Here is a 12,656-nt window from a genome sequence, read left to right on the forward strand (position 1 = left end):
GGTGACTGCAGAAAAAAGCGTTCTGCGGCACATTAGCCCGTTTTTGCAAATAAAAGAATCCTGACCCGGAGATGCTTCCAGGCCAGAAAAGAGTTTTGCAATTTGATACGTATTTTACCCCAGAGTTCACTGCGGGTCATCGTTTACTTTGCACCGTCCGGCAACGTAGTATTGACGCCCTCACCTGCCAGTTACCGCGAGATTATGCGATTTTCACGACTTGTTACCGGATTAAGCTGTGCATTTATGCTGCAGGCACACGCAGCGCCAGTTGATGAATACATGCAGTACCTGCCAGACGGTGCCAATCTGGCGCTGATGGTCCAGAAAGTGGGTGCTTCTACACCGATCATTGATTATCACGGAAAACAGATGGCCCTGCCCGCCAGTACCATGAAAGTGGTGACGGCGCTGGCGGCATTACTGGAACTGGGTGGCGATTTCCGTTTTCAGACCACTTTTGAGACTCGCGGCGCCATTATAGATGGCACCCTGAACGGCGATTTAGTCGCACGTTTCGGCGGTGATCCCACTTTAACCCGTCAGGATCTGCGCAACATGGTCGCGGCGATTAAGAAGCAGGGTATTAACCATATCAAAGGCAATCTGGTTATCGACACGTCCGTGTTTGCCAGTCACGACATGGCGCCAGGCTGGCCGTGGAACGATATGACTCAGTGCTTCAGCGCCCCGCCGGGTGCTGCGATTGTTGATAAGAACTGTTTCTCGGTGTCGCTCTACAGCGCGAATACGCCAGGTGAAAATGCCTTTGTTCGCATCGCCTCCTATTATCCGGCGCATATGTACAGCCAGGTCCGCACCATCGGCCGCAACAGCGGCGAAGGGCAATATTGTGAACTGGATGTGGTGCCGGGCGAGCTGAACCGCTACACGCTGACTGGCTGTATGCGTCAGCGTGCCGAACCGCTGCCGCTGGCCTTTGCCGTGCAGGATGGTGCGGCCTGGGCTGGCGAGATTCTCAAGGCGGAACTGCGGTCGTCAGAGATTGATTACAGCGGGCATCTGGTGCGTCAGACGCAGGTCACGGAGCCAGGCACTGTACTGGCATCGACCCAGTCCGCGCCGCTGCATACGCTGCTGCACACCATGCTGAAGAAGTCAGACAACATGATTGCCGACACGGTGTTCCGCACTATTGGTCATCACTACTTCAACGTGCCAGGAACCTTCCGTGCCGGGCAGGATGCCGTTCGTCGTATCCTGAAAGCGAAAGCCAACGTTGATATGGGCAACAGCATCCAGGTCGATGGTTCAGGCCTGTCGCGCCACGACCTGATTTCGCCGCAAACCATGATGCAGGTGTTGCAGTTCATTGCGAAGAATGACAACACGCTGGATTATATTTCGATGCTGCCGCTGGCTGGCTATGATGGCACGCTGCAATATCGGGGCGGACTGCATGAAGCAGGACTGGATGGCAAAGTCTCGGCGAAAACCGGTTCACTGCAGGGCGTCTATAACCTGGCGGGCTTTATCACCACCTCAAGTGGCGCGCGGGTGGCGTTCGTTCAGTTCCTTTCCGGGTATGCGGTACCGCCGGAAGATCAACGAACCCGTCGTATTCCTCTGGTGCGTTTCGAGAGCCGACTTTACCGCGATATCAATCAGAACAACTGATTACGAAGTAATAAAAAACGCAGCAGGTGATCAACCTGCTGCGTTTTTTTATGGCTAAGCGCTTCAGAAGCGGATATCAGTGTCGCCCTGTAGTGCAGGCTCCAGAAAGAACAATGCCCCCTTTCATTCCTGAAAGGGGGCATCCTATATCACGCTGTAGCAGACGCGCGGTTAACGCTGATAGATGATTTCAACGCCTTCGTCGTCTTCATCATCCCAGTCGTCATCCCACTCTTCATCTTCCACTTCGACCGTGTTTTCAATGGTTTCTTTGTGGTAATCGTCCCACATGAACTCCACTTTTTCCGGCTGTTTCTCTTCAAGCTCGGCTTCTTTCGGGTTGGCATTGATGAAGCTCATCACGTCCCAGCAGAGTTCGTTGACACCAGTACGGCTTGCGGCAGAGATCAGGTAATACTTATCTTCCCAGCCCAGCGCTTCAGCAACGGCTTTTGCCCGTGACTGCGCTTCTTCTTCGCTAATCAGATCAATCTTGTTGAAGACCAGCCAGCGTGGCTTGTTGAACAGTTTCTCGCTGTACTTTTCGAGCTCGCCGAGAATAATGCGGGCATTTTCAACCGGATCGCTTTCATCGATCGGATCGATGTCGATCAGGTGCAGCAATACGCGACAACGCTCAAGGTGTTTCAGGAAGCGGATACCGAGGCCAGCACCGTCTGCTGCGCCTTCAATCAGGCCAGGAATATCAGCCACAACGAAGCTCTGCTCGCTGTCCATACGGACTACGCCCAGGCTCGGCACAAGCGTGGTAAATGGATAGTCCGCCACTTTTGGTTTGGCAGCTGAAACAGCACGGATAAAGGTTGATTTACCGGCATTCGGTAAGCCCAGCATCCCAACGTCTGCCAGCAGCATCAGCTCCAGTTGCAGGTCACGTTTTTCACCTGGAGTACCCATGGTTTTCTGACGAGGACTGCGGTTCACTGAGGATTTGAAGCGCGTGTTGCCCAGACCATGCCAGCCGCCCTTGCCGACCATCAGTTTCTGGCCGTGACGCGTCATGTCGCCGAGTGTCTCACCGGTACCCTGATCGATAACCCGGGTGCCGACCGGCACTTTAACTTCGATATCTTTACCGCGTTTGCCGGTACAGTCGCGGCTCTGGCCGTTCTGTCCGCGCTCTGCCCGGAAAGATTTTTCGAAACGATAATCGATAAGGGTATTGAGGTTTTCATCAGCGATCAGATAAACATCACCGCCGTCACCGCCATCACCCCCGTCAGGGCCGCCTCTCGGGATATATTTTTCGCGGCGGAAGCTCACGCAACCATTACCGCCATCACCGGCGACGACCAAAATTGTCGCTTCATCTACAAACTTCATTTTCTATCTCCGTCACACAATCGTCTGCAGCACTCTGCAGACGGGTCCGCCAGGGTCTTCTGCGCTGACCAGCGGCGGATAAATCAGGATTGGCTTTCGCCAGTGCGTACACAAAGTGTACAGCAAACTTTTGTGATGCGTCGCTTTTACCGCAACAGACCGCAGAATGTAAAAAGCCCCGCAGGAGCTGCGGGGCCTTCAATTCGTGCGTTCAGACGTTAAACGTCTGCGTCACGACAACCTTACTCAGCAACGATGCTGATGTATTTACGGTTGTTCGGACCTTTAACTTCGAACTGTACTTTACCGTCTGCGGTAGCAAACAGGGTGTGGTCACGACCACAACCTACATTGGTACCGGCGTGGAATTTGGTGCCACGCTGACGAACGATGATGCTACCTGCCAGAACAGATTCGCCACCGAAACGCTTTACACCCAGACGTTTTGCATTGGAGTCACGACCATTTCGAGTCGAACCACCAGCCTTTTTATGTGCCATTTGTCAGATCTCCTCTTACGCCGTGATACCAGTGATTTTCACATCAGTGAACCACTGGCGATGGCCTGCTTGCTTACGGTAGTGCTTACGACGACGAAACTTAACAATCTTAATTTTCTCGCCACGACCGTGAGCAACAACTTCTGCCTTGATCATTCCGCCTGAAACCAGTGGCGCGCCGATTTTCACGTCTTCGCCATTAGCAATCATCAGAACCTGGTCAAACTCAATCGTTTCACCGGTTGCGATGTCCAGCTTTTCCAGGCGAACGGTCTGACCTTCGCTTACTCGGTGTTGTTTACCACCACTTTGGAAAACCGCGTACATATAAAACTCCGCTTCTGCGCTTGCCTTTTAGTTCATCAGGCGGCGCGCTAAATATTCACAATAGGGCGCGAATTCTACGCAAAACTCCAGAAGAAGACAAGAGCACTTTGCACACTCTTGCAGAAAAAAAACACAGGCTGAATGCAACCGTTTCTCAGGCACAAAATTCAAGTACAATCAGTAACAGATTACCTGAACGCTGGCTGAGTAAACCACTTACCATGGCAGAGATAACGAGTCATAGCTGAAAAGACGAATGAACTTAGAACAGATTAATGAATTAACCGCACAGGATATGGCTGCCGTTAACCAGACCATCCTCGACCAGCTGAATTCAGATGTCTCGCTCATCAACCAGTTGGGCTATTACATCATCAGTGGTGGGGGCAAGCGTATCCGTCCCATGATTGCCGTGCTCTCCGCACGTGCCATGGGCTACAAGGGCGACCTGCACGTGACCAATGCGGCGCTGATCGAATTTATCCACACCGCCACGCTGCTGCATGACGATGTCGTGGATGAATCCGATATGCGTCGTGGCAAAGCGACCGCGAACGCGGCGTTTGGCAATGCGGCAAGCGTGCTGGTCGGTGACTTTATTTATACCCGCGCCTTCCAGATGATGACCAGCATGGGTTCGCTGCGTATCCTGGCGCTGATGTCAGAGGCAGTAAACGTCATTGCTGAAGGTGAAGTCCTGCAGCTGATGAACGTCAATGATCCCGACATCACTGAAGAGAGCTACATGCGCGTCATTTACAGCAAGACAGCGCGTCTGTTTGAAGCCGCCTCGCAGGCTTCTGCAATCCTGGCTGAAGCCACACCTGAAGAGGAAAAAGCCCTGCAGGATTATGGGCGCTATCTGGGTACAGCTTTCCAGTTAATTGACGATTTACTGGATTACAGTGCTGATGGTGAAACGCTGGGTAAAAATACTGGCGACGACCTGAGTGAAGGCAAACCAACCCTGCCACTGCTGCATGCGATGCAGCACGGCTCGCCTGAACAGGCGAAGATGATCCGTGAAGCCATTGAACAGGGAAATGGCCGCCATCTGCTGGAACCCGTACTGGAAGCGATGAATCAGTGTGGTTCACTGGAGTGGACGCGCAGTCGTGCCGAACAGGAAGCGGATAAAGCCATTGAAGCCCTGAGAATTCTGCCGGAATCGCCATGGCGCAGTGCCCTGGAGTCGCTGGCGCACATGTCAGTTCAGCGCGATTTTTGATCCCTCACGGAGCCTTCCGGGCTCCGTTTTCATCTCATCCGTTCCCCTTATTCTTATTTCCTGCAAGCATTTGCACACCTTTTGCGAGTCATCCCACAGACCCGGCGCTGGATCTAAAAATAACTGGAAATTAATGGAAGCTATTTGCTATAAAACCCCTATTCTTTCCAGATAGCACTAAAAAGGAAAGCCAACGTCCTGCTGGACGACGCAATGACAAGGAAAAGGAGAACAGGTTATGGAAAAAATAAAGGAAGACTGGCATCCGGCTGACATTATCGCGGCGCTGCACAAGCGCGGTATGACGCTGGCAGCACTATCACGCGCATCGGGTCTGAGTTCGTCAACACTGGCTAATGCGCTGACGCGCCCGTGGCCCAAAGGAGAATGGCTGATCGCCGATGCGCTAACGATTCACCCGAGTGAGATCTGGCCCAGTCGATATTATGATCCCCACACCCACCGCCTGCTGGATCGCAGAAAACGTATCCGGACGCCTGCAGCGCATTCCGACAGCAACTGAGACCGCAGGCTATTTTCAGGCGAAAAAAAACCAGCCCTGAAGGGGGCTGGCTTTTTGAGAGCCTCAGAAGACTTACTCTTCGCTGACACGCTCGATGTTCGCGCCCATTGCTTTCAGTTTATCTTCGATGTGCTCATAGCCACGATCAATGTGATAAATGCGATCAACGAACGTCGTGCCTTCCGCAATACAACCCGCCAGAACCAGGCTGGCAGAAGCACGCAGATCGGTCGCCATCACCTGCGCACCTGACAGGGTTTCAACCCCATGGCAGATTGCCGTGTTGCTCTCAATCTCAGCATGTCCGCCCATACGAATCAGTTCAGGGATATGCATAAAACGGTTTTCGAAAATGGTTTCGGTAATCAGACCCGTGCCTTCCGCAACCATGTTTAACAGGGTGAACTGTGCCTGCATATCTGTCGGGAACCCCGGATGCGGAGCGGTGCGCACGTTAACCGCTTTTGGTCGCTTGCCGTGCATGTCCAGACTGATCCAGTCTTCACCGGTTTCAATATCGGCACCCGCATCACGCAGCTTAGCCAATACAGCATCCATGGTATCTGGCTGGGTTTTGTGGCACATCACTTTGCCGCCTGAAATGGCAGCAGCCACCAGGAAAGTACCGGTTTCGATACGATCGGGCAGAACGCGATAAACACCGCCACCCAGACGCTCAACGCCTTCAATGGTGATTTTGTCGCTACCTGCGCCACTGATTTTGGCACCCAGGGTGTTAAGGAAGTTGGCGGTATCGACAATTTCCGGCTCACGCGCCGCATTCTCGATCACAGTGGTGCCCGTCGCCAGCGTCGCTGCACTCATGATAGTGACCGTTGCGCCAACGCTGATTTTGTCCATGACAATCAGCGCGCCTTTCAGGCGTCCATTGACTGAGGCTTTAACGTAGCCCTCTTCCAGTTTGATCTCAGCACCCAGCTGTTCCAGACCGGTGATGTGCAGATCAACCGGACGCGCGCCGATAGCGCAGCCACCCGGCAGAGAAACCTGACCCTGACCAAAACGCGCCACCAGTGGACCCAGCGCCCAGATTGAGGCACGCATGGTTTTGACCAGGTCATAGGGCGCACAAAACACATCTACCGCACTGGCATCGACATGCACAGAACCGTTGCGTTCGACTTTTGCACCCAGCTGGCTCAGCAGTTTCATGGTGGTATCAATGTCGCGCAGCTTTGGCACGTTCTTAATCTCTACCGGCTCTTCAGCCAGCAGGGCAGCAAACAGAATAGGAAGTGCGGCGTTCTTTGCCCCGGAAATGGTGACTTCACCACTTAAACGGGTGGGGCCTTGCACACGAAATTTTTCCATCAACACGGCTCTCGATTAACTAGCTAAAAATTGGACTCGCTCACGGCGAGTTCACCACGCAGAAGGATCAGAAACCGTTGAGTTTACGGTCACGTGCCCATTCAGCGGGAGTATAAGTTTTGATAGAGACAGCATGCATGCGGTTATCCGCGATGAATTCCATCAGCGGCGCATAGACAGCCTGCTGCTTTTTCACGCGGCTCAGTTCGCCAAACAGTTCGCCTACGGCGATCACCTGAAAATGGCTGCCATCGTTGCTCATCACATGAACTTCGTCTAAAGGCAATGCGGCCATCAGCACGGCCTGAATTTCACTGTTTTCCATTGGGCTTAACTTCACTTAATAATAATAAGGCTGACATAGTAGAGGAAAGCGGCTGACTCTTAAATACGCAAAAGCCCCTGCTGAAAACAGGGGCTTAGCATAACAACCGGAAATCAGGCGCTTTTATCCGCAGAAACAATAATCTGTTGCAGATTGTAAAGGGTAATCAGCGAACGCAGTTTGTCACTGATGCCTGTAAAGCATGGAGTTATACCCTGTGCACGCGCGATTTCCCGCAAGTGCACCAGCAGGGCGAGACCAGAAGAGTCAACCCGCTCCAGCCCCGCGACGTCGATAGTATCGACATCTTTGATCAGCGTCTCGCGTTGCTGCCACAGGCTCATCAGCGTGTCGCGATCCAGTTCGCCTTTAAGTAATAGCGTGCTGGCTTCCCGCTCCCAGCGTAACGATTCGTGCATTATTGTTGTTTATCCAGCGTGATCGGCTGTGCCGCAGAAGACTTCAGTTGTGCCGTCAGACCATCAATACCTTTGGTACGCAACAAGTCGCTCCACTCATTTTGTTTCGTGGTGATCATGCTGACGCCTTCGGCGATCATGTCATAAGCCTGCCATTTCCCGCTCTGGCTATTTTTACGCCACTGGAAATCGAGGCGTACCGGCGGACGTCCATTTGGGTCAATAATGGTGACACGAATAGCGACAATCTGGGCGTCGCCTAACGGCTGTTCGGGCTGAATCTGATAGCTCTGGCCGTTATAGAGTGCCAGTGCCTGACCATACGCCTGCGCCAGATAATCACCAAAAGCACTGAAATAGGCTTCACGCTGAGCAGGTGTTGAATCACGATAGTAGCGGCCCAGCACTAACGCACCTGCATATTTAATCTGCACATATGGCAGGAGCTCCTGACGCACAATCTCACGCAGGTAGTTGGGATCCTGCTTGATTTTCGGCTGCTCATTTTTCAGACGGGTGAATGTCTTCTGCGCCGCTTCGTTCATCAGCTTGTAAGGATTGCTCTGATCGGCTGCGGTCGCCGTCAGCGGTACCGCTACCACCAGCATGGCAATCATCAATAAACGTTTAAACATGTTAAACCCTCTTCTTTAAGGTTGAGCCGGTGCCGCAGGCGCAGCACTGTCGCCTTCCTGCGCGTCTTTGGAGTCAGTTTTTTGTTTGTTATCGCCGCTCTTATAAAGGAACTGGCCGATCAGGTCTTCGAGCACCATGGCTGACTTCGTATCACGCAGCGTATCGCCATCTTTCAGCATCGCCGAGCCGAGCTCAGGATCGTCAAAGCCTAAGTTCAGCGCCAGGAACTGCTCACCCAGCAGGCCCTGAGTACGGACAGCCAGCGAGCTGGTATCTGAAATTTTATTCGCATACTGATCGCTGATCTCCATGGTGACACGCGGCAGCAGCGTTTTCGGCTCAAGCGCTATTTCTGTCACCCGGCCAATGACCACACCACCAATTTTGACCGGCGAACTGGCTTTCAGGCCGCCGATATTGTCAAAGGTCGCGTAGAGTTTCCACGTCGGCTCTGTGCCCATCGACTTTAAATCGGCGACGCGCAGACAGAGAAACAATGCGGCGATCAACGCCATAATCATAAAAATGCCAACCCAGATTTCGCTTTTTTTGCTTTGCATTGCATCAATTCCCAAACATCAGTGCTGTCAGCACAAAATCCAACCCGAGCACCGCCAGTGAAGCATGTACTACGGTACGCGTTGTCGCGCGACTGATCCCTTCAGAAGTGGGAATCGCGTCATAGCCATTAAAAAGAGCAATCCAGGTGACCGTTACGGCAAAGACGGCGCTTTTGATGATGCAGTTAACGACATCGGTTCGGAAATCGACCGCGTTCTGCATAGCTGACCAGAAGAAACCGGGATCGATCCCTTTCCAGCTCACGCCAACCAGTGCACCGCCTGCAATACCCACCGCAGTGAAGATCATGGTCAGTAGCGGCATGCTGATAAAACCAGCCCAGAAGCGCGGCGAGACCACCCGGCGCAACGGATCCACCGCCATCATCTCCATACTGGAGAGCTGTTCAGTGGCTTTCATCAGGCCGATTTCAGCCGTCAGTGCCGATCCTGCCCGTCCGGCAAACAGCAGCGCGGTAACAACCGGCCCCAGTTCACGCAGCAAGGAGAGCGCCACCAGCATGCCCAGACTGGTTTCTGCACCATAGGTGTTCAGCACCAGATAGCCCTGCAGTCCGAGTACCATGCCGATAAACAGACCTGAAACCACAATAATCAGTAACGACAGTACGCCAACACTATAGAGTTGTTTGATCAGTAGCGGCGTATGTCTGCGGAACGCGGGTTTTCCCACCAGCGCGTGAAACAGCATTAATCCTGCGCGTCCAAAACTGGCGCACGTTTCAATTCCCTGACGACCGAATGACGCCAGCGCCTTCAAGACCATCTGTTTAGTTACTCCCTGAGCCGGTTAAATCAGCGAGATAGTCGCCGGCAGGAAAACGGAAGGGAACCGGACCATCCGCATGGCCATCAATAAACTGGCGCACGCGCGGGTCATTATTCTCTCGCAGTTCCGGCGTGGTGCCGTGTGCGATAATTTTTTGTCCGGCCACGATATAGGCATAGTCCGCAATACTCAGTACTTCCGGTACGTCGTGCGAGACCACAATACAGGTCAGGCCCAGAGCATGGTTAAGTTCGTCGATTAATTTTACCAGCACGCCCATGGTAATGGGATCCTGTCCGACAAAAGGTTCGTCGAACATGATCAGCTCCGGCTCAAGCGCAATTGCACGCGCCAGTGCCACACGGCGTGCCATCCCGCCCGACAGCTCAGCTGGTTTCAGCTGGGCAGCACCGCGCAGACCCACCGCTTCCAGCTTCATTAATACGGTGCTGTGCAGAATCGGTGCAGGCAAGCGGGTATGTTCACGCAGCGGCCAGGCCACATTTTCATAGACCGTTAAGTCAGTAAACAGGGCACCAGACTGGAACAGCATGCTCATTTTCTTGCGCGCTTCGTACAATTTAGCGCGTGACAATGACGGAATGTTTTCGCCACGGAAAAAGATTTCACCGCTGGTTGGCTGAAGCTGCCCCCCAATCAGGCGTAGCAGAGTGGTTTTTCCTATCCCCGATGGCCCCATTATCGCCGTGACTTTCCCTTTCGGCACGGTCAGCGAAATGTCGTCGAAGATAGTGCGATCTCCGCGCGAAAAACTCACGCCACGAACCTCAACCAGATTCGTTTGCTGCTGGATCATTATTACCTCTTATAAGGATCGGGCGTAAACATGGGGTACGATGGTAGCCTGTTCGGTCCTGATTCACGATAGCTTTACAGAAACTTACCGCTAAGATTTGGCGAAAATGGTCATTAAATTTACTTTTGCCGCTCAGGCGGTCAAAATCAGCGCCTGTCTCGCCAAACAGAACCTTAAACCGGTCGGGAAAAGCATTGCCGGCCCGGGTTTTTACGCAAGGATTTTTCATGTTCTTAGCTTCTGCACTGCTGATTATCGGTTTGCTTTTACTGGCATATGGTGCCGATCGTCTGGTGTTTAGCGCCTCAATATTGTGTCGATCTTTTGGCATCCCGCCACTGATTATAGGCATGACCGTTGTCAGCATCGGCACCTCGCTGCCCGAGATGATCCTCTCCTTTTCAGCGGCGCAGCATGGCCAGATGGATCTTGCTGTGGGTACCGCGCTCGGCTCGAATATTACCAACATTTTACTGATCCTTGGTGCCGCTGCGCTAATGCACCCGCTTTACGTCCATTCTAATCTGATACGCCGCGAACTTCCGTTAATGTTGCTGGTTACCCTGCTCAGCGGATTCATGCTGTTTGACAATCAGCTTAGTCGACTGGATGGAATTGGCCTGATCGCCATAGCCGCTATTTATCTGATGGTGGTGATTCGCATTGCACGGAAAGCGGAACAGGACAATAACGACACCCTGACCCGCGAACAGCTGGCCGAACTGCCTCGCGAAGAGAGCGGAAATACAGTGGCCTTTCTCTGGCTGGCCGTCGCGCTGATTATACTGCCGATGTCGACGCGGATGGTGATCGATAATGCGACCGCCTTTGCCGACTACTTTGGCGTCAGTGAACTGGTCATGGGCCTGACGCTTATCGCCGTGGGAACCAGCCTGCCTGAGCTGGCAACGGTCATTGCGGGCGCGCTGAAAGGTGAAGATGATATCGCGATCGGCAATCTGATCGGCGCCAACATTTATAATATTGCCATCGTGCTGGGCCTGCCGGCGCTGATTCATCCTGGCAGCATCGACTATCACGCTTTTGCCCGTGATTATTGGGTGATGCTGGGCGTCAGCGTGCTGTTCGCTCTGCTTTGCCTGCTTCGTCGTCGTCGGGTTGGTCGCACGGCAGGCTTAATTTTACTCTGTGGTTTCTTCGTCTGGGTGACGCTGCTCTGGATGCAGCCGGCATTTATGGACGGTTAACAAGGACAGACTCACTATGTCATATCAGCAACCAACAGCATTTGATTTTCAGCAGGCCGGAAAAACGGTCCTGCGCATCGAGCGGGAAGGACTGGAACAACTCGATCAATATATCAATGACGATTTCGCCCGCGCCTGCGCCCTCATTTATGCCTGTCAGGGAAAAGTGGTGGTCATGGGCATGGGCAAGTCTGGCCATATCGGCAAAAAAATGGCGGCGACCTTTGCCAGTACCGGCACGCCCGCCTTTTTTGTGCATCCGGCTGAAGCCAGCCATGGCGATCTGGGGATGGTGAGCAAAAATGATGTGGTCATCGCCATCTCTAACAGCGGTGAGTCCAGCGAAATTCTTGCGCTGATTCCGGTTTTAAAACGTCAGCATATTTCGCTGATCTGCATCACCGGACGGCCTGACAGCGCGATGGGACGGGTTGCCGATGTGCATCTTTGTGTTCATGTTCCGCAGGAAGCGTGTCCGCTGGGTCTGGCGCCCACCTCCAGCACGACGGCCACGCTGGTGATGGGTGACGCGCTGGCGGTTTCGCTGCTGGAAGCGCGTGGATTCACGGCGGAAGACTTTGCCCTCTCCCATCCTGGCGGTGCGCTGGGCCGCAAGTTGTTGCTGCATGTGGCTGATATCATGCACAGCGGCGATGAGCTGCCGCACGTTACGCGGGATGCTTCACTGCGCGATGCGCTGCTGGAAATTACGCGCAAAAACCTGGGACTGACGGTGATCGTCGACGGTCTGATGAAAATTGAAGGCATCTTTACCGATGGCGACCTGCGCCGCATTTTTGATATGGGCATCGATTTTCAGCGCGCCACCATTGGCGAAGTGATGACGCCGGGTGGCATCCGCGTCCGGCCAAATATGCTGGCGGTTGAAGCCCTGAACCTGATGCAGACCAAAAACATTACCTCGATTCTGGTGGCCGATGACGACCGTCTGCTCGGTGTGGTACATATGCATGACATGCTGCGCGCTGGCGTAGTCTGAACAGGAAGA

The 12,656-nt window shown here is 53.4% G+C and carries 16 protein-coding genes; 5 read left to right on the forward strand and 11 right to left on the reverse strand.

Features of this window, described 5'->3' with window-relative positions; genetic code table 11:
• Window positions 1-204 precede the first annotated feature (204 nt).
• Window positions 205-1,638, forward strand: coding sequence for a serine-type D-Ala-D-Ala carboxypeptidase (gene dacB / locus P2R09_RS18690; RefSeq protein ID WP_033743117.1), 1,434 nt, complete (start codon window positions 205-207; stop codon window positions 1,636-1,638).
• 171 nt (window positions 1,639-1,809) lie between these two features.
• On the opposite strand, the gene cgtA is transcribed toward dacB, so the two are convergent.
• From cgtA to rplU, 3 genes are all read right to left on the reverse strand, one after another.
• Window positions 1,810-2,982: an Obg family GTPase CgtA gene (gene cgtA / locus P2R09_RS18695; protein WP_003851092.1), complete on the reverse strand. Its 1,173-nt coding sequence runs from the start codon at window positions 2,980-2,982 to the stop codon at window positions 1,810-1,812.
• A 242-nt stretch (window positions 2,983-3,224) separates the two neighbouring features.
• Complete coding sequence (rpmA, locus tag P2R09_RS18700) at window positions 3,225-3,482, reverse strand: 50S ribosomal protein L27 (RefSeq protein WP_003851093.1); 258 nt, start codon at window positions 3,480-3,482, stop codon at window positions 3,225-3,227.
• 15 nt (window positions 3,483-3,497) lie between these two features.
• A complete protein-coding gene (rplU, locus tag P2R09_RS18705) occupies window positions 3,498-3,809 on the reverse strand; it encodes a 50S ribosomal protein L21 (RefSeq protein WP_008925416.1) in 312 nt (103 codons plus the stop codon).
• Between the two features lie 256 nt (window positions 3,810-4,065).
• Here rplU and ispB point away from each other — a divergent pair, with 256 nt between their 5' ends.
• Both ispB and P2R09_RS18715 read left to right on the forward strand, forming a co-directional pair.
• Window positions 4,066-5,037, forward strand: a complete 972-nt coding sequence (ispB, locus tag P2R09_RS18710; protein WP_008925415.1) for an octaprenyl diphosphate synthase — start codon at window positions 4,066-4,068, stop codon at window positions 5,035-5,037.
• 238 nt (window positions 5,038-5,275) lie between these two features.
• Complete coding sequence (locus P2R09_RS18715) at window positions 5,276-5,560, forward strand: helix-turn-helix transcriptional regulator (RefSeq protein WP_003851095.1); 285 nt, start codon at window positions 5,276-5,278, stop codon at window positions 5,558-5,560.
• 72 nt (window positions 5,561-5,632) lie between these two features.
• Here P2R09_RS18715 and murA read toward each other — a convergent pair whose 3' ends face one another.
• From murA to P2R09_RS18755, 8 genes are all read right to left on the reverse strand, one after another.
• Complete coding sequence (gene murA / locus P2R09_RS18720) at window positions 5,633-6,892, reverse strand: UDP-N-acetylglucosamine 1-carboxyvinyltransferase (RefSeq protein ID WP_008925414.1); 1,260 nt, start codon at window positions 6,890-6,892, stop codon at window positions 5,633-5,635.
• 67 nt (window positions 6,893-6,959) lie between these two features.
• Window positions 6,960-7,217 carry a BolA family iron metabolism protein IbaG gene (gene ibaG, locus P2R09_RS18725; RefSeq protein WP_003851098.1) on the reverse strand — a complete coding sequence of 86 codons (258 nt, stop codon included), beginning with the start codon at window positions 7,215-7,217 and terminating at the stop codon, window positions 6,960-6,962.
• Between the two features lie 113 nt (window positions 7,218-7,330).
• On the reverse strand, window positions 7,331-7,636 hold the full coding sequence (mlaB, locus tag P2R09_RS18730; RefSeq protein WP_008925413.1) for a lipid asymmetry maintenance protein MlaB: 306 nt from the start codon (window positions 7,634-7,636) through the stop codon (window positions 7,331-7,333).
• A complete protein-coding gene (mlaC, locus tag P2R09_RS18735; RefSeq protein WP_008925412.1) occupies window positions 7,636-8,271 on the reverse strand; it encodes a phospholipid-binding protein MlaC in 636 nt (211 codons plus the stop codon). The genes mlaB and mlaC overlap by 1 nt, the downstream gene beginning before the upstream one ends.
• A 15-nt stretch (window positions 8,272-8,286) precedes the next feature.
• Window positions 8,287-8,832 carry an outer membrane lipid asymmetry maintenance protein MlaD gene (gene mlaD, locus P2R09_RS18740; RefSeq protein WP_008925411.1) on the reverse strand — a complete coding sequence of 182 codons (546 nt, stop codon included), beginning with the start codon at window positions 8,830-8,832 and terminating at the stop codon, window positions 8,287-8,289.
• 4 nt (window positions 8,833-8,836) lie between these two features.
• Window positions 8,837-9,619, reverse strand: coding sequence for a lipid asymmetry maintenance ABC transporter permease subunit MlaE (mlaE, locus tag P2R09_RS18745; RefSeq protein ID WP_008925410.1), 783 nt, complete (start codon window positions 9,617-9,619; stop codon window positions 8,837-8,839).
• Window positions 9,620-9,623: 4 nt separating this feature from the next.
• On the reverse strand, window positions 9,624-10,439 hold the full coding sequence (gene mlaF, locus P2R09_RS18750) for a phospholipid ABC transporter ATP-binding protein MlaF (protein ID WP_008925409.1): 816 nt from the start codon (window positions 10,437-10,439) through the stop codon (window positions 9,624-9,626).
• Window positions 10,411-10,668, reverse strand: a complete 258-nt coding sequence (locus P2R09_RS18755) for a hypothetical protein (RefSeq protein ID WP_275771917.1) — start codon at window positions 10,666-10,668, stop codon at window positions 10,411-10,413. The genes mlaF and P2R09_RS18755 overlap by 29 nt, the downstream gene beginning before the upstream one ends.
• On the opposite strand from P2R09_RS18755, the gene P2R09_RS18760 reads away from it, so the two are divergent.
• Both P2R09_RS18760 and kdsD read left to right on the forward strand, forming a co-directional pair.
• Window positions 10,667-11,647 carry a calcium/sodium antiporter gene (locus P2R09_RS18760; protein ID WP_003851100.1) on the forward strand — a complete coding sequence of 327 codons (981 nt, stop codon included), beginning with the start codon at window positions 10,667-10,669 and terminating at the stop codon, window positions 11,645-11,647. The two genes, P2R09_RS18755 and P2R09_RS18760, sit on opposite strands and share 2 nt — an antisense overlap.
• A 16-nt stretch (window positions 11,648-11,663) precedes the next feature.
• Window positions 11,664-12,647 carry an arabinose-5-phosphate isomerase KdsD gene (gene kdsD / locus P2R09_RS18765; RefSeq protein ID WP_003851102.1) on the forward strand — a complete coding sequence of 328 codons (984 nt, stop codon included), beginning with the start codon at window positions 11,664-11,666 and terminating at the stop codon, window positions 12,645-12,647.
• The last annotated feature ends 9 nt before the right edge of the window (window positions 12,648-12,656 follow it).

It is taken from the genome of Pantoea sp. Cr_R13, assembly GCF_029222565.1.
Taxonomy (GTDB): Bacteria; Pseudomonadota; Gammaproteobacteria; order Enterobacterales; family Enterobacteriaceae; genus Pantoea; species Pantoea eucalypti.

What these genes read in the sequence shown, in the direction of transcription:
- cgtA (WP_003851092.1), bottom strand. Translation starts at nt 2,982, where the DNA reads ATGAAGTTTGTAGATGAAGCGACAATTTTGGTCGTCGCCGGTGATGGC.
- mlaB (WP_008925413.1), bottom strand. Translation starts at nt 7,636, where the DNA reads ATGCACGAATCGTTACGCTGGGAGCGGGAAGCCAGCACGCTATTACTT.
- mlaE (WP_008925410.1), bottom strand. Translation starts at nt 9,619, where the DNA reads ATGGTCTTGAAGGCGCTGGCGTCATTCGGTCGTCAGGGAATTGAAACG.
- P2R09_RS18715 (WP_003851095.1), top strand. Translation starts at nt 5,276, where the DNA reads ATGGAAAAAATAAAGGAAGACTGGCATCCGGCTGACATTATCGCGGCG.
- kdsD (WP_003851102.1), top strand. Translation starts at nt 11,664, where the DNA reads ATGTCATATCAGCAACCAACAGCATTTGATTTTCAGCAGGCCGGAAAA.
- P2R09_RS18760 (WP_003851100.1), top strand. Translation starts at nt 10,667, where the DNA reads ATGTTCTTAGCTTCTGCACTGCTGATTATCGGTTTGCTTTTACTGGCA.
- ibaG (WP_003851098.1), bottom strand. Translation starts at nt 7,217, where the DNA reads ATGGAAAACAGTGAAATTCAGGCCGTGCTGATGGCCGCATTGCCTTTA.
- mlaC (WP_008925412.1), bottom strand. Translation starts at nt 8,271, where the DNA reads ATGTTTAAACGTTTATTGATGATTGCCATGCTGGTGGTAGCGGTACCG.
- mlaD (WP_008925411.1), bottom strand. Translation starts at nt 8,832, where the DNA reads ATGCAAAGCAAAAAAAGCGAAATCTGGGTTGGCATTTTTATGATTATG.
- P2R09_RS18755 (WP_275771917.1), bottom strand. Translation starts at nt 10,668, where the DNA reads ATGAAAAATCCTTGCGTAAAAACCCGGGCCGGCAATGCTTTTCCCGAC.
- rpmA (WP_003851093.1), bottom strand. Translation starts at nt 3,482, where the DNA reads ATGGCACATAAAAAGGCTGGTGGTTCGACTCGAAATGGTCGTGACTCC.
- rplU (WP_008925416.1), bottom strand. Translation starts at nt 3,809, where the DNA reads ATGTACGCGGTTTTCCAAAGTGGTGGTAAACAACACCGAGTAAGCGAA.
- dacB (WP_033743117.1), top strand. Translation starts at nt 205, where the DNA reads ATGCGATTTTCACGACTTGTTACCGGATTAAGCTGTGCATTTATGCTG.
- murA (WP_008925414.1), bottom strand. Translation starts at nt 6,892, where the DNA reads ATGGAAAAATTTCGTGTGCAAGGCCCCACCCGTTTAAGTGGTGAAGTC.
- mlaF (WP_008925409.1), bottom strand. Translation starts at nt 10,439, where the DNA reads ATGATCCAGCAGCAAACGAATCTGGTTGAGGTTCGTGGCGTGAGTTTT.
- ispB (WP_008925415.1), top strand. Translation starts at nt 4,066, where the DNA reads ATGAACTTAGAACAGATTAATGAATTAACCGCACAGGATATGGCTGCC.